Raw genomic sequence first — 20,993 nt, forward strand, 5'->3', positions numbered from 1 at the left:
ACGCGCGGCGGCCTGAGCAAAAAAACACAAAGGGGAAACCATGAAATTCGCTATCCGCTGCTGCGCGCTGCTGCTGGGCGCCGCGCTGACCGCCACCGCCGGCGCGGCAGACGCCAAGCTGGAATGGCCCGGCAAGCAGATCACCTGGGTGATCGGCTTCGTTCCGGGCGGCACCGCCGACGTGCTGACCCGCATCGCCGCGCAGGAACTGGCGCGGCGCAGCGGCTTGAACGTTATCGTGGAAAACCGCCCCGGCGCGGCGGGCGCGATTGCCCTGCAGCTGGTGGCGCGCAGCAAGGCCAGCGACGGCTATCTGCTGACCGTGCCCGGCCCGCTGATCTACCCCACGCCCCAGCCCGAGATCGGTCGCGAACTGGCGCCCGTCATCCTGATGGCCCAAGGCCCCATGGTCATTGTCGGTCCCGCCAAGGATGCCCGGGCATCCCTGCAGGACGTGCTGGCCGATGCCCGCCAGCGGCCCGAAGCATGGAGCTACGGCAGCTCGGGCAACGGCACATCGCAAAACCTGGCGGGCGAACTGCTCAACCAGTATGCCGGCACCCGCATCGTGCATGTGCCCTACAAGGGCGGCGGCCAGGCGGTGGCCGACGTGGCCGGCGGCCAGATCCCCCTGGCGATCCTGGGTTCGGCCCCGGTCATGCCGCAGATCAAGGCCGGCACGCTGAAGGCCTACGCCGTCACCACGCCCTACCGCCTGGACAGCCTGCCCGACGTCCCCACGGTGGAAGAGTCCGGCTTCAAGGGCTACGCCGCCACCCAGTGGTTCTCGGTCGCGGCCAGCAAGGACATCCCCGCCGCGCAGCTGGACCAGGTCAACGCCGCGCTGCGCGCCGCCGTCGCCACGCCGGAATTCAAGGCCGCCCTGGACAACGCCGGCATGATCGCCGGCGGCGGCTCGCGAGAGGAATTGCAGTCATTCATCCAGGCGGACAGCGCCAAGTGGCAGAAGCTGATCGATAGCGGGGCGGTGAAGCTGGCGAATTGAGGACCTTCCCTCAACTCATATACACGCCGCCATTGATGGCGTAGTTGGCTCCCGTCACGAACGCCGCCTCATCCGACGCCAGCCACGCGCACAGCCCCGCCAGATCCTTGGCAGTACCCAGCCGGCCCACCGGCACGCTTTCGACGATACGGTCCAGCAGCGCCGGCGGGAACGCCTTCACGGTGTCGTCGGCAATGAAGCCCGGCGAGGCCAGGTTGACGGTCACGCCGCGGGCCGCGACTTCCTGGGCCAGCGAACGGGTGAAGCCGATCACGGCGCCCTTGGCGGTGGCGTAGTTGATCTGGCCGATCTGGCCCTTCTCCGCGGCCACGGAGCCGATGTTGATGATGCGGCCCCAGCCGCGATCCGCCATGCTGTCGACCACCTGCTTGGTGGTGTTGAACAGCGTGTCCAGATTGCTGCGCAGCACCGCCGACCAGTCCGCCTGGCTCATCTGGCGAAAGCGCATGTCCAGCATGGCGCCGGCATTGTTCACCAGCACGTCGATCTCGCCGACCTCGCGCCGCACCTTGGCGAAGGCCGCCTCGGTCGAGGCCCAATCCGTGGCGTCGCCCTCGGAGGCGACGAAGTCGTAGCCCAGGGATTTCTGTTCCTTCAGCCAGTGGTCCTTGCGCGAGGAGCGCGGCCCGCAGCCTGCCACCACGCGGTGTCCCGCGTTGTGCAGCGCCTGGCAGATCGCGGTGCCCGTGTGGCCCATTCCGCTGGTGACGTAAGCAATGCGCAAAGCCATGTACTTCCCCTTTTGAAAAGACGGTATCGCGCCGCCGCTCAGCCGATCTGGCCGACCAGCGGGAACAGGCCGAACGCCAGCGCCGCGGCCAGCATCACCAGGCAGACCATCGTGGCCCACTTGAGCGAATAGCGCTGGTGGTCGCCGAAGTCCACGCCGGCCAGGCCGACCAGCAGGTAGGTCGAAGGCACCAGCGGGCTCAGCAGGTGCACGGGCTGGCCGATCAGCGAGGCGCGCGCCATCTCGACCGGCGAAATGCCGTAGCCCTGGGCCGCTTCGCTCAGGATGGGCAGCACGCCGAAGTAGAAGGCGTCGTTGGACATGAAGAAGGTGAAGGGCAGGCTCACCAGGGCGGTAATGCCGGCCAGGTACGGGCCCATGGCGTCGGGAATCACCGCCAGCAGGCTGCGCGACATCGCCTCGACCATGCCCGTGCCCGACAGGATGCCGGTGAAGATCCCGGCCGCGAAGATCAGCGACACCACCGACAGCACATTGCCCGCGTGCTGCGCGACGCGGCGGCGCTGCTCGGCCAGGTCCGGATAGTTGATGACCAGCGCGATCGCGAAGGCGATCATGAACAGCACCGGCAGCGGCAGCACGCCCATCACCAGGCTCACCATCAGGGCCAGCGTCAGTCCGGCGTTCACCCACAGCAGCTTGGGGCGGCGCAGGTCCTGGTCGACCTCGATCTCGGGCAGGTTCTTGGGACCGTCCTCGTCATAGCCGGCGTGCAGCGAAGCGCCGTCCGGCAGCGACAGCACGCCCAGGCGGCGGCGTTCACGCAGGCCCAGGCAGAACGCCAGGATCAGGATGGCGACAATGGCCACGCCCATTACCGGCACCAGCGGCACGAAGATGTCGCCCGCGTCCACGTGCAAGGCGCTTGCGGCGCGCGCCGTCGGGCCGCCCCAGGGCGTCAGGTTCATGACGCCGCTGGCCAGCATCGCCAGACAGGTCATGGACAGCGCGTTCATCTTCAGGCGGCGATACAGCGGCAGCATCGACGCCACCACGATCATGTAGGTGGTCGAACCGTCGCCGTCCAGCGAAATCACCAGCGCCAGTACGGTCGTGCCCACCACGATCTTCAGCGGATCGCCCTTCACCGCGCGCAGGATGCGGCCCACGATGGGATCGAACAGGCCGGCGTCGATCATGACCCCGAAATACAGGATGGCGAACATCAGCATCACGCCGGTGGGCGCGATCTTGCGGATGCCGTCCAGCATCATCTTGTCGATGCCCGAGCCGAATCCGCCCAGCAGGGCGAAAATAATGGGGACAAGGATCAGCGCCACCAGCGGCGACAGGCGCTTGGTCATGATCAGCGTCATGAACGTGATCACCATGCCGAAGCCAAGCAGGGTCAGAAGCATGAGGGTTATCTCCGACTAGTCGTTGTTATGCGTAAACGCGCCTCCGGCTGGGGATGCGCGACCGCAAGACTAGAAATAAAAGCTGTCGGCAACCTGTCGTTTTTGAACGCGGGTGCGGCGCGGGGGGGCTAGTCCAGCCATGCGACAATCGCCCCTATGCGCATACTGGTGATCGAAGACGACGCGGACCTGGCCGACGCACTCGTGCGCCGGCTGCGCCGTCTCGGCCATGCAGTCGACTGCCAGAACGACGGCCTCAGCGCTGACGGCGTGCTGCAATACGAAACCTTCGACCTCGTCATTCTGGACATCGGCCTGCCCCGCATGTCGGGCTTCGACATCCTGCACCGCCTGCGTGACCGCGGCAGCAAGACGCCCGTGCTGGCGCTGACCGCCCGCATCGACATCGAAGACCGCGTCCACGCCCTGGATACCGGCGCCGACGACTACCTGGCCAAGCCCTTCGATTTCCGCGAGCTGGAAGCCCGCTGCCGCGCCCTGCTGCGCCGCCCCAGCCCCCAGGCGTCCGGCATGCTGCGCTTTGGCGAGCTGGTCATCGACAGCGCCGCGCGCCAGGTCACGCTGGCCGGCCAGCGCATCGAACTGCCCAAGCGCGAATACAGCCTGCTGGAAATCCTGCTGGCCGGCATGAACCGCGCCGTCAGCAAGACCGAAATCGCCAACAAGCTGTTCGCCTTCGACGACGATGCCGCGCCCAACGCCATCGAGGTCTACATCGCCCGGCTGCGCCGCAAGCTCGAAGGCTCGCCGCTGCGCATCGAAACGCAGCGCGGCACCGGCTACCTCCTGACCGCCACCGATGACCACGACCGCCCCGCCGCGCCCGGCCCCGGCCGGGAGTGACCCCGCCACGCCCGCCGCCGCGCAGGGCCGCCTCTCGATCAAGCGCCGCCTGCTGGCCATGCTGCTTGCGCTGTTCGTCGCCGCCCTGGCCACGCTGTATCTGCTGGTGCGCGGCTACGCCAATCAGACCGCCGACACCACCTACGACCAGTTGCTGCGTTCCTCGGTGCTGTCCATCGCCGACAGCCTGCAGCTGGTGCAGGGAGAGTGGCGCATGGACATGCCTTATGCCTCGCTGGCGCTGCTGGAGCAGGCGCCGCGCGACCGCGTGTTCTATCGTGTCGGCGACGCGGGCGGCGCACTGATTTCCGGCTATGCGGACCTGCCAGCGCCGCCCGCCCGTGGCAGCGAAGGCCCGGCGTACTCGCCCCGCCTGTACGACGCCAGCTACCAGGGCGAGCCGGTGCGCATCGCCTGGATGGAACGCAAGATCGCCGGTCCCCGCAATGCCGAGACCGCCCTCATCCAGGTCGCGCAGACCCGCGAAGCCCGCAACGCGCTGGCAGCGGGCATCTTGTGGCAAGGCACGCTGGCGCTGATCGGCTTTACCGCCGCGGCGCTGGCGCTGGCCTACTGGGGCCTGCTGCGCTCGCTGTCGCCGATCCGCCGTATCGAGCGCGAACTGGCCGCCCGCAGCGCGGCGGACCTGCATCCCATCGCCGCTCCCGTGCCGGAGGAACTCGACACGCTGGTGCACTCGCTGGATGGCTTCATGGCGCGCCTGTCGGAAAACCTGGACACCCTGCGCCTCTTCATCGCCGAAGCCGCGCATCAGCTGCGCACGCCGCTGGCCGCGCTGCACGCACAGATGGAAGTGGCGCTGGACGAGGAAGATCCCGCCGAACAGCGCCGCAGCCTGCTGGCCGTGCTGCGCAACGCCGAGAAACTCTCGCGCCTGGTCAACCAGCTGCTGAGCGACGCCAGCGTCATCCACCGCAGCAACGTGCGCCAGTTCCAGCCGGTGGACCTGGCCGAGCTGCTGCGGCAGGCGGTGTATGACACGGTCCCGCAAGCCGATCCCCAGCCCGACGTGCGCCTGCATCTGCCCGCCACTGCGCCCGGCAATCCGCCCACCGTGCTGGGCGACAGCCTGATGCTGCGCGAAGCGTTCAAGAACCTTATCGACAACGCTCTGCGTCACGGCGCCACGGACGACGGCCACATCGACGTGCGGCTGGAGCCGGAGGACGATGGCTGGCGCATATCCGTATCCGACCAGGGTCCGGGCATACCGCCGGCGCTGGCCAACGCCGCCTTCGAGCGCTTCGTGCGCGGTCCCAACCCGCGCGCGTCCGGCGCCGGCCTGGGCCTGTCCATCATCAAGCGCGTGGTCGACATCCATCAGGGCCGGCTGGCCCTGAGCAACCGCGTGGGCGGCGGCCTGGACGCCGTGGTCACGCTGCCGCCCCGCCCCCATGAAGCTTGATCTCCTGAAACCCCTGCGCCTGCTGGCGGCGCTCACCGCGCTGCTGCCCTTTGCTGCCGGCAACGCCGCGGAAACCAGCGCCGACGGCCTGACGCTGGGGCCCGCGGACAGCAGGAACGTACTGGTCGTGCACGCCTCCAACAGCGTGCAGGTGTTCCGCGGCGTGCTGGAAGACTTCAGCAGGCTCAACCCCGGCCTGCGCCTGGAATACACCGAGCTGTCCACGCAGGAGCTGTATGCCGGGACGGTTTCCCGCGCCACGCAGGCGCCGGCAACCAGATCCGGCCCCGACATCGTCATCAGCAGCGCGATGGACCTGCAGACCAAACTGGTCAACGACGGCTACGCGCAACCCCACATCTCGCCGCAGACCCGCGCCCTGCCCGCCTGGGCCAACTGGCGCGACGAGGTCTTCAGCATCGGCACCGATCCCATCGTCATGGTCTACAACACCAGCAAGCTCGCGTCCGCAAGGGCACCGCGCACCCGGCGCGAGCTGCTGTCCCTGCTGCAGGCGCCGGACCAGCCCCTGGCCGGCGCCATCTCCACTTACGACGTCGAGGGCAGCGGCATCGGCTACCTGGCGGCCACGCAGGACACGCGGCTGGACAGCATGGCTGGCGCGCTGCTGGCCGAACTGGGCCGCAACCGCGTGGCCGTGCACGCGTCCACCGAAGACGCGCTGGACAAGCTCGAACGCGGCGAGATCACGCTGGCCTACAACCTGCTGGAGTCCTACACCCGGCACCGCATCGACCTGGGCGCGCCGCTGGCCATCGTCTATCCGCAGGACTACACGTTGATGCTGTCGCGCTCCGCCATCATTCCCCGACAGGCGCCGCGGGCGGATCTGGGCGCGATGTTCCTGGACTATCTGCTGTCGCCGCGGGGCCAGGAAATGGTCGCGCGGCAATCGGGCATGCGGCCCGTGAGCGCATCGGCCAACCCGGAAGCGGGCGTGCGGCCGGTGGCGCTGGGCGTAGGACTGTTGGTGTATCTGGATGCACTCAAGAAGCGGCATTTCCTGGATCTGTGGCGCGCGGCGGTCCGTCCGCCCGGCGGCCCCCACCACTGACGCGATCTCCCCGCCCGCACTGGTATACACAACCCGGTACACCAAGACCACCTCTGAATCCGGACCCTTTTTGTCCGGACAATGCACCCACTTTTTTTATCCGCCCCGGGGTTTTGCGAGGATAATTTCCTTGTGGCAGCGCCGCGGCAATCCAGGCCGGCCAGCCTCTCCCATGCCGGCAAATCACCGCCGCGCAGCGCTCCCCCGATCTGGCCGGAGCCACCTCTACAACGATCTGTGATACGTGACAGCGTTTGCGTCTGAACCAGAGTTGGAGGCACGAAATGGCCGAACACCAGATTGCCGTCCGGCGCGCGATCGAAGCCCTGGACCGTCTGGCGGATCCCGATCCGCCCTGGCATGACATCCTGCTGACCGCCCGCGACATGGTGGGCGCGGACAGCGGCACCTTGATCGTCTTCGATGCCCGCCACAAGCTGCTGGACCTGTCCACCGTCAGCTTTCCCGAAGCCGCCGCCACGGACTACCGCAACCATTACTACAGCTGCGACATCGTCGAACAGGATTCGCGGCTGCTGCCCGTGGGCACGTGGCTGGATACCGCCAACATGTGCGGCCACAAGCAGCTGCAGCGTTCCGAGTTCTACACGGACTTCATGCTCAAGCACCGGATGGCGCAAGTGCTGTGCCTGGTAATCGAATCCAGCGCCATGCTGCGCGCCGCCATCGCCTTCCAACGCTCGACCGTGGACGACAAGGCCAGCGAACGGCTTCAGTCCGGCGACGTAGCCCATTACTTCCGCCTGCTGAAAAGCCGGTTGGCCCAACGCGAAAAGGCGCTCGCCATCGGTTGGACAGCCATTGAAAGCGCACTCTCGGATGTCGGCGAAGCCGTGCTGCTGGTCAGCCACGACGCGATGGTAGACAAGAGATCGGCCCTCGCCATGCACTATCTGAGCGACGGCCATGGCTGGAACGTGCGCGGCGGCAAGCTGCGCCATCCCGACGCGAAGATACAGGCCTTGTTCGACGCGTATTGCCAGGCGGTCGCGCGCGACGGCAAGGCGCGGTCCCTGGCGGCAGCCGCCGGATGGGGCGAATTGACCTGGATCGACATCAGCGCGGCCCCGCAAGCGCTGAGCCTGATCGGCAGCCGCATGCTGCTGGTGCGCATGCGCAGAAAAAGCGCCTTCTCCCAACCGGACGTCGACAGACTGGAATCCGTGTTCTCGATCACGCACGCGGAAGCCGCTGTGCTGGCCGGTCTTGCGATGGGACACAGCGTGGAGGAAGTCGCGACCCTGCGCCACGCCTCGGTGCTGACCGTGCGTAAACAGGTGGCGTCCCTGCTCAACAAGATGGAATGCAATCGCCAGTCCGAACTGGTCAGGCTCGCCTCGCTGCTCTGAGCGCGCGCCATCGGTATGACGTACCCAATATTGAGTATGTGGCGCCCACCCGCGCCGTCCTACGATGAGCACAAAGGCATGAGGCCCGGACGCCCGGTCCGGCCCGAGTCGTAAACCTGGCGGTGGAACCCAGCGCCAGGTGCGTGTCCGCGCGCGCCGCGGGCCGGGCCGGCCTGCCCAAGAAAAAAACCAATGCGCCAATCCGGTTGCGCAGCTGTCCCTGCACCGGGCTGCATTGCCGCGAGCCCCCATGGACACCGGTCTCCAATGCTGCGGTCACTCTCGTCATCAGGAGCATTTCATGAAAACTGCCCTAACCGTCCGCGCCATGATTCCCGTCGTCCTGGCGGCCTGCGCCCTGCTCTCCGGCCCCGTGGCCGCGCAAATGTCCGCCGCCCCAACCACCGCAGCTCCGCCCTCCGACGTCCAACTCAGCCGCGATCAAGTCGAACGCGACCTGGCCGCCTGGAAGCAATCCGGCGTTGAAAGAAACTGGGACAGCGACAGCACCCCTGACATCAATAGCCCCGAGTATGTCGCCGCCTACCGGAAGTATGTCGACACGGTCAGGCCTGCCAACGCCCCGCAGATGCAGCAGTCGCAGGGCCAGGGCAAATGGTGATGCGCGCTATTGAGCCCGCAAGGGCGCACCGCCGCGCTCGCTGCCTGGCGAGCGGCCATAGTGCGCGCGGTACGCCCGATTGAACGTGGAAACTTCCTCGAATCCCCAGCTGGCGGCGATGTCCGCGATGGAGCGGCCAGGCTGGGTCTCGATGGCCAGGCGGCACCTTTCCAGCCGGCACTGCCGCACGTAAGCGCTGAAGCTCAGGCCATGCTCGGCCATGATCTTGAACAGATAGCTGCGGGAGATGCCGAGCTCCTCGCTGGCCGAAGCCGGCGTCAGGCCGCGATCGGCCAAACGCCGCTGCACCAGCGCCAGAATGCGGTCCAGGACTTCGTGGCGCACCCGTTCGGCGATCTGCGCGCCGGCATCCGCCCCTTCGAGCTGCGTCCGCGACAGCAGTTCGCTGCAATGCCTGACCATCAGCGCCTGCACCTGCTGCAACTCGTTTGCCGGCAGTTCGCTGACCAGGCGCATGTAGCTGGCCAGCACCCGCCCTGCCCCTGAACTTCCGTCCAGCACCGGCATGGCCAGTCGCCCGCGCCGGCCCAGTTGCGGCCGCAAGAGGCCTTCCGGGATTTCTATGCAGAACATGCGGAAATCGGTGCGGAAGTCGACTTCCCAGGGCGAAGCGCAATCCACCACGTAGACGTCGCCAGCCCGCGCCCGCATGGCGCTTCCGTCCTGCGAAACCAGGGCCTCTCCCGCGCACAGCAAATTGGCGAAGAATGGGGATTGCTTGCGGGCCGAGAGACCGGCCGCGGACAGCCTGACCACATGGGATTGGGCGGTGATGGTCGAGCCGTGCAGGTCCGGCAGCAGCAGGCCGTCGATCTGGCCGCGAAAGCTGCGCGCGGCGTCACGCTCGGGTTCGAGCGGCACGTAGGCATCGCAGATTGCATCGCGCCAATACGCGAACTGCTCCTGCGGCGCTATGACATCGGTGGTGTGGTGGTAGGCCTGCGCGCTCATGTTGAGTACCGGATCATGCCGACTGGGGCCGCCATCTTCTAGGGGATGGACGCTTTGCGCCACTGCCGTGGACGCTACGCGCTGGCAGGGCGAAGACTACCGGCCGATTATACGCACAGACCTATATCGCCGGACTCAGATCCAGGCCCAATCAGGAGACAAAAGATGTCCACGCCCGAACCGCTCGACGAGCGGATCGCAGCCTTTGAACGCGACGGATTCGTGGTGCTGCCGGGAATCATCCCGCCCGAGCAGGTCAGCCAGTTGCAGGAAGCCCTGATCCGGATCGAGGCCGAGCACAACCTCGGTTACGCCCAGACCTCGTTCGAAGGCCGCAAGACGGTGCGCATCAACAACCTGCTGGTCTACGATCCACGCTTCTGGGACGTGCCGCTGCAGCCCGACGTGCTGAGCCTGGCCGAACGCCTGCTGGACCGCGAGCTGCTGCTGTCGTCGCTGTGCTCACTGACGCTGGCGCCGGGCCAAGGCGCCCAGCCCCTGCACGAAGATACCCAGCAACTGGCGCTGCCGCGCCCGCGCCCGCCGCTGGCGGTCAATGCCATCTGGGCCTTGAGCGATTTCACGGCCGAGAACGGCGCCACCCACATCGTGCCCGGCAGTCATCGCTACGATTCGTCTCCGCCCTACGGCGCGCAGGACATAGACACCGTGCAGGCCACCATGAAGGCGGGCAGTGTCATGCTGTTCGACAGCGCGCTGTGGCACAAGGGCGGCGCCAACAACAGCAACGCCCGCCGTTACGCGTTGTCGTGCTACTACTGCGCCGGATGGATGCGGCAACAGGAAAACCTGCAGCTCGGCATTCCGGCCGAGGTGGCGAGAAGCTTCCCGCGCCGCCTGCAGGAATTGTGCGGCTACAGCATCTACAAGGGGCAGTACGGCCACATCGACAATGCCGACCCCATCACCCTGCTGGGCGGTGCTGGCCGGCCCACGGTCTGGCAGGCCAGCGACGCCAAGGCTGCCCGCAAGGCTGCCGAGCGCAAGGCATGATGAACGCCCCCGCCCTGCCCAGGGTCCCGGATTCGGTGATCCATCTGCTGCGCGACGCCGCTCTCGAAGCGCCCGATCTTCCCGCGCTGTCCTTCGAAGGCGTGCGCCTGAACTATGCGCAATACGCCGGCTTGGCTGGAGCTTTGGCACGCCGCCTGGGCGAACGCGTGCGGCCCGGCGACCGGGTGGCCCTGTTGATGCAGAACTCGCTGGACCTGGCCGTTGCCACCTTTGCAGTGCATGCGCTGCGCGCGCAGGCCGTGCCGCTGAACCCAGGCTATCGCGAGCGCGAGCTGGCCTATATGCTGGAAGACGCCGAGCCTTGCATGCTGCTGCATGACGACAGCGTGAAGCTGGATCTGAGCGCCGTGTGCCCGGGCCTGGATGCCGGCGCCATTCTCCGCACAGGCAACGGCGCCGGCCTGCTGGAGATGCTGCCGCAGGCCTGCGCCCTGCCCGAAGACCTGCCGCGGCATGAAGATCTGGCCACGCTGCAATACACCGGCGGCACCACCGGACGCCCCAAGGGCGTCAACATCCTGCACCGGCAGATCGCCTACAACATCGCGCAGCGCGAAGCCTGGCTGCCGACGCGGCGCGATTCGGAGGTGGTGCTCTGCGTGATGCCGCTATTCCATGTGTCGGCCGTCTCCATGTCGCTCTACTTGAGCTTGCATGCCCGCGGCGAGCTGGTGGTGATGCGGCGCTTCGATGCCGCCCGCACCATCGAGGCCATCGCCGCCCACGGCGTGACCCTGCTGCCGGGCGCGCCCGCAATCTTCCATGACCTGTTGCTGAGCACGGCCTTCCAGCCTGAAAAACTCGGCAGCCTGCGCGCCTGCTTCTCCGGCGCGGCGCCGCTGCCGCGCGAAACCCTGACGCGTTTCGAGTTGCGCGCCGGTTGCCCCATCCATGAGGGCTACGGCATGAGCGAGGCGGGTCCCTGCCTGGCCTTCAATCCCATGCACCGTCCACGCAAACCCGGTTCGGTGGGCTTGCCCGTGCCAGGCGGCGAACTGCAGGTGGTGGACCTGGATGGCGCCAGCCGCGTCATGCCGCCGGGCCAGCCCGGCGAAATACGCGTGCGCGGGCCGCACGTGATGGCAGGTTACCGCCAAGCGGCGCCGGAGTCCGCGCAAGCGCTGCGCGAAGGCTGGTTCTACACCGGCGACGTCGCCATCCTGGACGACGAGGGCTATCTCCATCTGCGGGGTCGCCGGCACGACTGCATCAACGTGGGCGGCTTCAAGGTCTATCCGCTGGAAGTGGAACAGGTGCTGTTGTCGCGCCCCGAAGTCGGCGAAGCGGCCGCCTTCGGCGTGGCCGACGAGCGGCTGGGCCAGGTGGTCCACGCCTGGGTCACGCCCGCCCCCGGCCAACGCCTGGACATGGCCGCCCTGCAGGCGCATTGCGCCGCGCACCTGGCCGGCTACAAAGTGCCGCGCCGCATCGGCGCGACGGCAGCCTTGCCGCGCACCAGCATAGGCAAGCTCGCACGCAGCGCGCTCGCGCCCGTGGCCGTGCCCGGCCCGAATTCGCAGTGACATTCCACATAAAAGGGGAGGAACATGAAGCAACTCGATCTGCAGGCTTTGCAACACCAGCTCGCCGAAGAAGGCTACGCCGTCATTGAAAACGTGCTGGACGCCGCACAGCTGGAACAGGCGCGCGAATGCGTGGCCGGACTGATGGCCGCGGAACGCGCCGATCCGTTCCCGCTGGACGACGAACGGCACGAGGACGATGACGACATCCTGGCCTACTATAAGCGCCACTACACGGTGAGCGACATGGAAGCGCAGCGCATGGTGGCGCGCGTGCACCAGTATCGCCGCGACAACGAAAACACGCGCTGGCCGGTGCCCATCAACAAAGTGTCGAAGAACTTCCTGCACTTGCCCACCCTGTTCGACGACGACAAGTCGCAACGCGTCTGGAACCTCCTGAACAAGGCGCCCGACATGATCCCGCTGATCGAGCACCCGGCGGTGTTGCCCATGGTGCGCAGCGTGATGGGCCAGGACTGCAACCTGCACGACTTCCAGGCCACCAGCATCGGCCCCGGCACAGGCGGCGGCGCCTGGCACGTGGATGCGCCGCTGGGCCAGATCGCCGAGCCGCTGCCGGAGTTTCCGCTGACGCTGCAGAACGTCTGGATGCTGGACGATTTCACCGCCGACAACGGCGCCACGCGGGTCATGCCGCGCAGCCACAAGCTGCGCAAGTCGCCACCGTGGGGCAGCGGCCCGCTGGACGGCGAGGTCACGCTGACCGCACCCGCCGGCTCGGTCGCCATCTGGCTGTCCAACACCTGGCACCGCTCCGGCCCGAACCATACCGACCGCGAGCGCCGCGCCATACTCTGCAACTACAACGTGTCCTGGTTGCGCGGCTTCGCCGACTTCACCAGCACGCTGCCCGAAGGCGTCGCGGCCGCGCTGTCCAACGACGCGCGCTACCTGCTGGGCTACGGCGCGCGCGCGCCATTGACGCGCTGACCATGGCCGCCGCAACCTCGTCTCCGGCGCTTGCAGCCGCGGCGCCGGCCATACACGGCTACTGCGATCCCGCCTTCGAACCAGTACGCGCAGCATTCGCGCGCAACTTCCAGGACGGTGGCGAGCTCGGCGCGTCCGTCGCCATCGAAGTCGACGGCTATCCGGTGGTCGACCTGTGGGCAGGATGGGCCGACACGGACCGCGGCCAGCCCTGGCAGCGCGACACGGTCTGTATCGTGTTCTCCAATACCAAGCCGGCCACGGCGCTCTGCGCCCACATGCTGGCCGAAGCGGGAGAGCTGGACCTGGACGCCCCTGTCGCCCGCTACTGGCCCGAATACGCCGCAGCAGGCAAGGCCGCCACCACCCCGCGCATGCTGCTCAACCATACCGCTGGCCTGCCCGCGCTGCGCGAGCCGCTACCCGCTGACGCCGCTTTCGACTGGGAGGGCATGACCCGCCGGCTGGCCGGGGCCGCGCCTTTCTGGGCTCCGGGCGAACGCGTGGCCTACCACGGCCTGACCTACGGCTGGCTGGTCGGCGAGCTGGTGCGCAGGCTGGGCGGCTGCATGCCCGGCGAATTCTTCCGCCGCCATATCGCGCAGCCGCTGGACCTGGACTTCTGGATCGGCTTGCCGGAAACGGAGGAAGCCCGGGTCGCACCCATCGTGCCGCCGCCCGCGCCGCAAGCGCCGTTCAGTCCCTTCGAGCAGTCCCTGAAGGATGAGCCCGAAAGCCCTACCGCGCTGTACGCCAAGAACACCGGCGGCTGGCGCCCTTCCGGCTTCAACAGCCGCGCCGGCCACGCAGCCGGGCTGTGCGCGGCTGGCGGCATCGGCAATGCGCGCAGCCTGGCGCGTCTGTACGGCACACTGGCGCTGGGCGGCCAGCGCGACAGCGTGCGCCTGCTGCGCGAGGACACGCTGGCCGCGGCCACGGCCCTGTCGGCGCGCACGGACGACGACGCCTGCCTGCGCGTACCCACGCGCTACGCCAGCGGCTTCATGCGCCAGATGGATAACCGCGCGCAAGGCCTGGACAGCGCCTGCTTCGGCGACGAGGCCTACGGCCACACGGGCGCTGGCGGGTCGCTGGCTTTCGCCTGGCCGCAGCGACGGCTTTCCTTTGCCTACACCATGAACCGCATGGGACGCACGGTGCTGCTCGATGAACGCGCCCATCGCCTGGTGTGCGCGACGCACGCGGCACTCGGCGCAGGGCCGCCAGGCTGAAGCCCGCGCCGCACTCTCGAATCACAAAAAAACCTGGAGACAAATCCTCATGAACACGAGCAACCCCTATCGCCCCGCCGCCCTGCGGCGTCTGTTCGCCGCGGCCGGCGCCACGTTGCTGGTCCAGGGCGCCGCCCTGGCTGCCGAGCCCGTCAAGATCGGCTATCTGATTCCTCTGTCGGGCAGCGCCACCGCTTCCATTGGCAAAGACATGTCGCGCGCCACGCATCTGGCCGTCAAGCACATCAACGACGCCGGCGGCATCAAGTCGCTGGGCGGCGCGCAACTGCAGCTGGTCGAGGTGGACACCCGGGGCGATGCCAAGGTCGCCATGACCGAGGTCGAACGCCTGATCACCCGCGAGAAGACCCCGGTGCTGCTGGGCGCTTTCCAGAGCGGCGTGACCTTCCCCGCCACCGCCGTCGCGGAAAAGAACCGCGTGCCATGGGTGGTGGACCTGGCCGCCAAGGCCGACATCACCGAACGCGGCTTCAAGTACGTGTTCCGTCCCACGCAGATCCCGGCCTCGGGCAACGCCGAAAGCATGGCGGACTTCATCGACTACGCGGGCAAGACCACCGGCAAGCCGGCCAAGACGGTCGCCATGGTCTACGAGAACACCGATTGGGGCCAGGACATGGCCAACACGTTGCGCGCCAAGTTCAAGGCAGCCGGCATCGATCTGGTGCTGGACGAGGGATACCCGCCCAACTCGCCTGACCTGCGTCCGCTGGTGCTGAAGATCAAGGGCAAGAAGCCCGACGTCGTCACCGTGACCTCCTATGGCGCCGACGCCGTGCAGCTGCACAAACTGCTGGCGCAGATGCGGGTGGGCTCGACCTACGTCGGCAGCGCGGCCGGCCAGATCGACAGTACCTTCATCCCGCTGGTCGGCAAGGACATCGCGGGCAATGTCTACACCACCAATGGCTGGGCCGGCTACGAGTCGTCCATCACCACGCCGTTCGCCAAGAAGTTCTGGGACGACTTCGTCGCCGCCTACAAGGTCGATCCCAACGAACTGTCGGTCAGCGCCTACGCCGCGGTCTGGGTCATCAAGGACGCGCTGGAGCGCGCCGGGAAGGCGGATCCCGAAGCCATCCGCGACGCCCTGGCCCAGACCAAGCTGCAAGGCACCGACCTGAACAAGCTGGTGGGCTATGACATCGTGATCGACGCCAAGGGCCAGAACCCCGAAAAGCGCTACGTCATGCAGCAGATCACGCCCGACGGCCAGTACCGCACCGTGTGGCCGGAGAACCTGGCCTCCAAATCCTACAAGATGGTCTGGCCTGCCGCTCAGCCCTGACCGACCTGGCGTCGCCGCGCCACGCCCTGCGCGTGGCGCCGGCGCCCCGTTACCGCTAGGAGCCTCCACTTGACCACTACCCTACTCCAGGCCTTGCTGGGCGGTATCGCCAGCGGCGCCGTCTACGGCCTGATCGCGCTGGGCCTGAGCCTGCAGTTCGGCGTCATGAAGATCATCAATTTCGCCCATGGCGCCTTCCTGATGATGTCCATGTACGTCTGCTTCGCGCTCACCAGCCACTTCGGCCTGCATCCGCTGGCCGCCATGCCACTCACGGCGGCCGCGCTGTTCGTCGTCGGCTATGCCTGCCAGCGCTGGCTGATCGACGGCATCTACCGCAAGGAAAGTTCGCGCGAGCCGATCGGCGTTCTGATCTTCACCACCGGCCTGTGGATCTTCCTGGACAACGCCTTCCTGGCGCTGGCCGGCCCCGACAGCCGGACCATCGACGCGCCTTGGGCCAACGAAGTCTGGATGCCCGGCGACCTGATCTTCACCTATCCGCAGATCGCCGGCCTGTTCTTCGCCTGCCTGATCACGGCGGCCCTGGTGCTGTTCCTGCGCCACACGCGCACAGGCCGCGCCATCCGCGCCACCGGACAGGACCGCGAAGCCGCCAGCGTGCTGGGCATAGACAGCGCCCGCGTCTACCGGCTGTCGTTCGCCATCGGCCTGCTGGTGCTGGGCGCGGCCGGCGCGCTGCTGCTGCCGCTCTATCCCGTCAACCCCTTCGTCGGCGACATCTTCGGCCTGCGCGCCTTCGTCATCGTCGTGCTGGGCGGCATCGGCTCGGTGGCGGGCGCATTCTGGGGCGGCATCCTGGTCGGCGTGCTGGAATCGGTCGGCAGCCAGCTGATCCCCATCACCTATGCCGAAGCGCTCATCTTCCTGCTGTTTCTCGCCACCATGTATTTCCGGCCCAGCGGGCTGTTCGGCGTGGAGAACGAATGATGGCCAAGACCACAAAGACTTCGGCCGCCGGCATCGCCGCACTGGGCCTGTTGGCGCTGCTGCCGCTGGCCAGCGGCAACCAGTACCTGCTGTCGGTTGGCGCCATGACGCTGCTGTACGCCTATCTGGCGCTGTCATGGAACATCCTGGGCGGCATCGCCGGCCAGCTCTCGCTGGGCCATGCCGCCTATTTCGGGCTGGGCGCCTATACCTCGACCTGGCTGTTCGTGAACCTGGGCATCAGTCCCTGGCTGGGCATGTGGGCCGGCGCCGTCGTGGCCATGGGCGCGGCGTTGATCGTGGGGCTGTCTTGCCTGCAATTGCGCGGCGCGTACTTCGCGCTGGCCACGATCGCCTCCTGCATGGTGCTCAAGACGCTGGTGGAAAACGCCGACACCCTGCTGGGCGGGCCGCGCGGCATGGAGGTCACGCTGCTGCGCGACGCTCCGCTGTACTTCCAGCATACCGGCAAGGCCTACTACTACATCGTGGCGCTGGCCTTCACCATCGCCGCGTTGCTGATCAACCGCCATGTATTGCGCAGCCGCTTCGGCTACTGCCTGACGGCCGTGCGCAACGACCAGGACGCGGCGATGGCGCTGGGCGTGCCGGTGCGGCGCTACAAGCTGACCGCAGCCATGCTGAGCGCGGCCATGACCGCGCTGGGCGGCACCTTCTATGCGCAGTTCGTCCTCTACATCAGCCCCGATAAGGTATTCGGCGCCAATCTCAGCGTCGTCATCGCCGTGGTCTGCATCATCGGCGGCCGCGGCACGCTTTGGGGCCCGGTGCTGGGCGCGCTGCTGCTGCTGCCTGGCGAAGAGCTGGCGCGCTCCCTGACCGGGGGCATGGTGGGGGCCGACATGATGCTGTATGGCCTTTTGCTGATGATCATCATCCGCTGGGAGCCGCGAGGACTGATGGCGATACTGTCCCGACGCGCCAAGGCGCCTGCGCGCGCGGCCGGCACGCCAGCCAAGACCGCCGGTCCCGCGATGGGGGGCACACAATGAACCTGCTCGAGTTCCATAATGTCAGCCGCAATTTCGGCGGCGTGCGAGCCTCCGACGAGGTCAGCTTCGCCGTCGGCGCCGACGAGATCGTCGGCCTGATCGGCCCCAACGGCGCCGGCAAGACCACGCTGTTCGCGATGGCATCCGGCTTCGTGCCGCCCAGCAGCGGCGACATCCGCTTCAATGGCAGCCGCATCAACGGCCAGGATCCGGCGCGCATCTGCGCCGCTGGACTCGCACGTACGTTCCAGATCGTGAAGCCATTCGGCGACATGACGGTACTGGAGAACGCCATGATCGGCGCCTTCCTGCGCCACCGCGCTCCAGCCCAGGCCGAGGAAGTCGCCCAGGCCGTGCTGGCGCGCGTCGGCCTGGCCGGACGCGAGCATCAGATCGCGCGCACTCTCACGCTGTCGGGCCGCAAGCGCCTGGAAGTCGCCAAGGCCTTGGCGACCCAGCCCCGCCTGCTGCTGCTGGACGAAGTGATGGCGGGCCTGACGCCGGTGGAGACCGAGGAAATGGTGGCGCTGATCCTTTCCCTGCGCGGCGACGGCATCAGCGTCCTGGTGATCGAACACAACATGAAGGCCATCATGCAACTATCCGACCGCATCGTCGTCATCCAGCAGGGGCGCAAGATCGCCGATGGCCTGCCGCAGCAGGTCGCCCGCGATCCGCAGGTGGTGCGCGCCTATCTCGGGGAGGCCGCGTGATGCTGGAGATCCGTCAACTGGACGCCGGCTACGGCGACGTGCAGGTGCTGCGCGGCGTGGACATGCACGTGGGCGAAGGCGAGATCGTCAGTCTGGTCGGCGCCAACGGCGCCGGCAAAAGCACGCTAATCCGCACCGTCATGGGCTCCCTGCCCGCGCTGGCCGGCGAGGTCCGCTTCCTGGGCGAGCGCATCAGCGGCCTGCCCGCGCACCTGGTGGCGCGCCTGGGCATGGCCCAGGTCATGGAAGGCCGCCGCCTGTTCGGCCACATGGACGTCGAGGACAACCTGCTGGTCGGCGCCGACGTACTGCGCGACAAGCGCCGCAGCCGCGACAACCTGGACTGGGTCTATCAGCTGTTCCCGCGTCTGCGGGAACGGCGCCGCCAGCTGGCTCGCTCGTTTAGCGGCGGCGAGCAGCAGATGCTGGCCATCGGCCGCGCGCTGATGACCTCGCCCAAGCTCCTGCTGCTGGACGAACCGTCCATCGGCCTGGCGCCCATCATGGTCAAGGACATCTTCGACAAGCTGCCGCTCATCAACGCGCGCGGCATCACCATCCTGCTGGTGGAGCAGGACGTGCACCGCTCGCTCAGCATGGCCGCGCGCGGCTATGTGCTGGAGCACGGTGAAATCGTCATGTCCGGGCCGGGCGCTGAACTCCTGGCCGATGAGGGGCTGCGCCGCGCCTACCTGGGCGTGTGATTACGGGGCGGCACGCGTCTGAGCCAAACGCGCGCCGCTCAGAACGTCACTTTCACCGAAGGCGCGCTGCGCTGCGCCTCGCCATGGAACACGGCCTCGATGTTGTTGCCGTCCGGATCCAGCACGAAAGCGCCGTAATACCCTGGATGGTAGTCCCGAAAGCCCGGCGCGCCATTGTCCGTGCCGCCATGGGCCAGCGCCGCCTTGTAGAAGGCAGCGACCATGGCCTGGTCCTGCGCCTGGAACGCAAGATGATGGCGTCCGGTCAACTGCCCCGCCGCAGCCTTGTTGTCGGGCGTGGAAACGAATAGCTCGTCCGCCCAGAAATAGCCGTCGCCCGTGCCGCCCATCGGCACTTTCAGCGCATCGAAGACTGCCTGATAGAACCGCTGGCTGGCTGCCAGGTCCCGCACCACCAGCTGGATGTGGTCGATCAGCCGGCCCCGATGGATTTCATTGGTCTGCATGTGGCGCTCCTGTTGAGAGGGGAGCTTTCGAATATACCGCCCGCCATGCGGCCCCGTCCGCGCCGGATCAAGCCAGATACGAAGCCACCTCGTCACGCGTGAGATAGCGCGTGAATGTCATGGACGGTTGCTGCGCTTCATGCATGGCGCCGTTGAACCCCGACCAATTGCGCTTCATGCCCTCGGCCGTTTCCAACGCGATGAGCACTCGCTTGCCGTGGCGGGACAGGTTGTGCCGCAACGCCGCCTCGCCCCAGGCGTAACGCATGGCGTTGACCAGCTCGCCGCCGGCGTAGGCATCAGCCTGCAACCACTGGAAGTCCGCGGTATCGCTGTCCTGGTCCGGTTCGCGCGCTGCGATCTCGCGCTTCACGCCCAAGGCCTGCGCGTGTTCGCCGATGATGATCTGCAACAGCGTGAAGGCGTGGAAGTTGTTGTTGACGGCATGCGCCCGCGCAATGAAGCCCGTCATGGAAGTCGGCAGCACCACTACCAACTCCTCCTCGTAGCCCAACTGCGAGGCCAGCCAAAGATAGTGCAGATGCTCGAAGGGCAGGCTGTCGTTGCTGGTGGCCATGGGATGCAGCAGCGCCATCAACTCCGCGTCGGACACCAGGGCGGCGTGATTGCGGCGGTCGCGCAAGACCATGGTCATCATCGGCAGCACCAGCAGGTCTGCCGCCTGATGCAAGGCTTCCACTTCCCAGCGCCTGTCCTCGGGTACGTCGGCCATCCGCGACCTGGCATCCTGCCAAGCCCGGCGGTCGGCCTCCTCCACCTCATCATCGTCGTCCTCGACCTCCTGCGCACAATACGGACTCAGGGTGCTCAGCCACTGCCGCAGCAAGTCCTGCAGGACGGGAAAGAGTATTGCCGGATCGGCGCCGTCTTCCACCAGCGAACCGCACATCAAGGCCACGGCAGCGGCGCGGCCAGGGTGCAGCGTAGGCAACAGATCGGCGCAGGTCCGCAGGCTGGCGTCCGCCTGCCCAGGTTTGCGGGCCTGGGCTAAAAAGGCGCCTACCTCGGGGCGCTGGAAGAACTGATCCAGCGGATCAAGATCGTCGGCGGTGGAGACGGGAGTACGAAGCGCGGCGGCGAATGTCGTGTCGGAAGCAGTCATGGAGATCAGCGAGCATGAAAGCGGCGGTGAGCGCCGCGCGGCAGCCCCGGAGTTTACTGAAGCGGCGCAGGACGCGTCAGCAGCGAGCATTCGAGCCAGAGCGAATACGGTGCGAAACATCCCGTCGCCAGAATCCGGAAGATAGTGATCGCATGCGCCGGACGCCAGGTATTGATTTTTCCCCGCGACCTGCGACAATGAAACCACGCATTTCATATTGGCCGACAGTCCGTTCCAGGTCCCTGACCATCACCGCGTCCTCCAGGGCGCGATCAAAGGAGCCCACGATGCCGCCCATAGTCCTTCCGGTGTTCGCGTAGCGAGCCGACTCTCTCCTTACAAAAAAGCGGTCCAGCCGCGGACTTTCCGCCACGGCGGCCTATCGCCGTGCGGACTGACGCGCCTGCGTTGCAGTTGCAAGCCAGGCACCGCTCGCACGCGCGAACGCGGCCCAAAGGCGGATTGCGATTAACTTTCGCTGCCGGATGCCGTTAAAGAAGTGAA

The 20,993-nt window shown here is 67.2% G+C and carries 20 protein-coding genes; 15 read left to right on the forward strand and 5 right to left on the reverse strand.

The features are described 5' to 3' along the window. The first annotated feature begins 40 nt into the window (after positions 1-40). The gene (locus tag IB268_RS17975) at positions 41-1,006 is read left to right on the forward strand and encodes a tripartite tricarboxylate transporter substrate binding protein (RefSeq protein WP_192329877.1); all 966 of its coding nucleotides are present in this window, start codon (positions 41-43) and stop codon (positions 1,004-1,006) included. A 10-nt stretch (positions 1,007-1,016) separates the two neighbouring features. Here the strand turns inward: IB268_RS17975 and IB268_RS17980 are convergent, their stop codons facing one another. Beyond that, positions 1,017-1,757: an SDR family oxidoreductase gene (locus tag IB268_RS17980; RefSeq protein WP_054450373.1), complete on the reverse strand. Its 741-nt coding sequence runs from the start codon at positions 1,755-1,757 to the stop codon at positions 1,017-1,019. A gap of 38 nt (positions 1,758-1,795) precedes the next feature. Continuing rightward, on the reverse strand, positions 1,796-3,136 hold the full coding sequence (locus IB268_RS17985; RefSeq protein WP_054450371.1) for a CitMHS family transporter: 1,341 nt from the start codon (positions 3,134-3,136) through the stop codon (positions 1,796-1,798). Between the two features lie 156 nt (positions 3,137-3,292). Between IB268_RS17985 and IB268_RS17990 the strand changes: the two genes are divergently transcribed. The 5 genes from IB268_RS17990 to IB268_RS18010 all read left to right on the forward strand — a co-directional run bounded on the left by IB268_RS17990 (position 3,293) and on the right by IB268_RS18010 (position 8,493). Then, positions 3,293-4,000, forward strand: a complete 708-nt coding sequence (locus IB268_RS17990) for a response regulator transcription factor (protein WP_054450369.1) — start codon at positions 3,293-3,295, stop codon at positions 3,998-4,000. Further along, complete coding sequence (locus IB268_RS17995; RefSeq protein WP_225591409.1) at positions 3,957-5,426, forward strand: sensor histidine kinase; 1,470 nt, start codon at positions 3,957-3,959, stop codon at positions 5,424-5,426. The genes IB268_RS17990 and IB268_RS17995 overlap by 44 nt, the downstream gene beginning before the upstream one ends. Continuing rightward, positions 5,416-6,501: an ABC transporter substrate-binding protein gene (locus IB268_RS18000; RefSeq protein WP_175159585.1), complete on the forward strand. Its 1,086-nt coding sequence runs from the start codon at positions 5,416-5,418 to the stop codon at positions 6,499-6,501. The genes IB268_RS17995 and IB268_RS18000 overlap by 11 nt, the downstream gene beginning before the upstream one ends. A 284-nt stretch (positions 6,502-6,785) precedes the next feature. Then, positions 6,786-7,871 carry a LuxR C-terminal-related transcriptional regulator gene (locus IB268_RS18005; RefSeq protein WP_119449023.1) on the forward strand — a complete coding sequence of 362 codons (1,086 nt, stop codon included), beginning with the start codon at positions 6,786-6,788 and terminating at the stop codon, positions 7,869-7,871. A gap of 301 nt (positions 7,872-8,172) precedes the next feature. Then, positions 8,173-8,493, forward strand: a complete 321-nt coding sequence (locus IB268_RS18010) for a DUF4148 domain-containing protein (RefSeq protein ID WP_054450364.1) — start codon at positions 8,173-8,175, stop codon at positions 8,491-8,493. A 6-nt stretch (positions 8,494-8,499) separates the two neighbouring features. Here the strand turns inward: IB268_RS18010 and IB268_RS18015 are convergent, their stop codons facing one another. Then, a complete protein-coding gene (locus IB268_RS18015) occupies positions 8,500-9,465 on the reverse strand; it encodes a helix-turn-helix domain-containing protein (protein WP_175159583.1) in 966 nt (321 codons plus the stop codon). 165 nt (positions 9,466-9,630) lie between these two features. Here IB268_RS18015 and IB268_RS18020 point away from each other — a divergent pair, with 165 nt between their 5' ends. The 9 genes from IB268_RS18020 to IB268_RS18060 all read left to right on the forward strand — a co-directional run bounded on the left by IB268_RS18020 (position 9,631) and on the right by IB268_RS18060 (position 18,899). Further along, entirely contained in the window at positions 9,631-10,479 is an 849-nt protein-coding gene (locus IB268_RS18020; RefSeq protein WP_054450362.1) for a phytanoyl-CoA dioxygenase family protein, read from the forward strand. Further along, on the forward strand, positions 10,476-12,023 hold the full coding sequence (locus IB268_RS18025) for a class I adenylate-forming enzyme family protein (RefSeq protein ID WP_082400654.1): 1,548 nt from the start codon (positions 10,476-10,478) through the stop codon (positions 12,021-12,023). Before IB268_RS18020 ends, IB268_RS18025 begins: the two co-directional genes overlap by 4 nt. 24 nt (positions 12,024-12,047) lie before the next feature. Continuing rightward, the gene (locus IB268_RS18030) at positions 12,048-12,977 is read left to right on the forward strand and encodes a phytanoyl-CoA dioxygenase family protein (RefSeq protein WP_054450358.1); all 930 of its coding nucleotides are present in this window, start codon (positions 12,048-12,050) and stop codon (positions 12,975-12,977) included. Positions 12,978-12,979: 2 nt separating this feature from the next. Next, on the forward strand, positions 12,980-14,209 hold the full coding sequence (locus IB268_RS18035; RefSeq protein WP_125473218.1) for a serine hydrolase: 1,230 nt from the start codon (positions 12,980-12,982) through the stop codon (positions 14,207-14,209). Between the two features lie 49 nt (positions 14,210-14,258). Then, entirely contained in the window at positions 14,259-15,518 is a 1,260-nt protein-coding gene (locus IB268_RS18040; RefSeq protein ID WP_119449019.1) for an ABC transporter substrate-binding protein, read from the forward strand. A 69-nt stretch (positions 15,519-15,587) separates the two neighbouring features. Further along, positions 15,588-16,469, forward strand: a complete 882-nt coding sequence (locus IB268_RS18045) for a branched-chain amino acid ABC transporter permease (protein WP_054450355.1) — start codon at positions 15,588-15,590, stop codon at positions 16,467-16,469. After that, entirely contained in the window at positions 16,469-17,482 is a 1,014-nt protein-coding gene (locus IB268_RS18050; protein ID WP_158598540.1) for a branched-chain amino acid ABC transporter permease, read from the forward strand. The genes IB268_RS18045 and IB268_RS18050 overlap by 1 nt, the downstream gene beginning before the upstream one ends. After that, positions 17,479-18,195 (forward strand): ABC transporter ATP-binding protein, encoded by a 717-nt coding sequence (locus tag IB268_RS18055; RefSeq protein ID WP_054450351.1) that lies wholly within the window; start codon positions 17,479-17,481, stop codon positions 18,193-18,195. Before IB268_RS18050 ends, IB268_RS18055 begins: the two co-directional genes overlap by 4 nt. Then, a complete protein-coding gene (locus tag IB268_RS18060; RefSeq protein WP_088138874.1) occupies positions 18,195-18,899 on the forward strand; it encodes an ABC transporter ATP-binding protein in 705 nt (234 codons plus the stop codon). The genes IB268_RS18055 and IB268_RS18060 overlap by 1 nt, the downstream gene beginning before the upstream one ends. 38 nt (positions 18,900-18,937) lie before the next feature. Here IB268_RS18060 and IB268_RS18065 read toward each other — a convergent pair whose 3' ends face one another. Both IB268_RS18065 and IB268_RS18070 read right to left on the reverse strand, forming a co-directional pair. Next, a complete protein-coding gene (locus IB268_RS18065; RefSeq protein WP_054450349.1) occupies positions 18,938-19,366 on the reverse strand; it encodes a VOC family protein in 429 nt (142 codons plus the stop codon). Between the two features lie 67 nt (positions 19,367-19,433). Next, entirely contained in the window at positions 19,434-20,489 is a 1,056-nt protein-coding gene (locus IB268_RS18070; RefSeq protein WP_192329861.1) for a hypothetical protein, read from the reverse strand. Positions 20,490-20,993 lie beyond the last annotated feature (504 nt).

This window comes from Achromobacter sp. ACM01 (assembly GCF_014851745.1).
In the GTDB taxonomy this organism is placed as follows: domain Bacteria; phylum Pseudomonadota; class Gammaproteobacteria; order Burkholderiales; family Burkholderiaceae_B; genus Achromobacter; species Achromobacter aegrifaciens.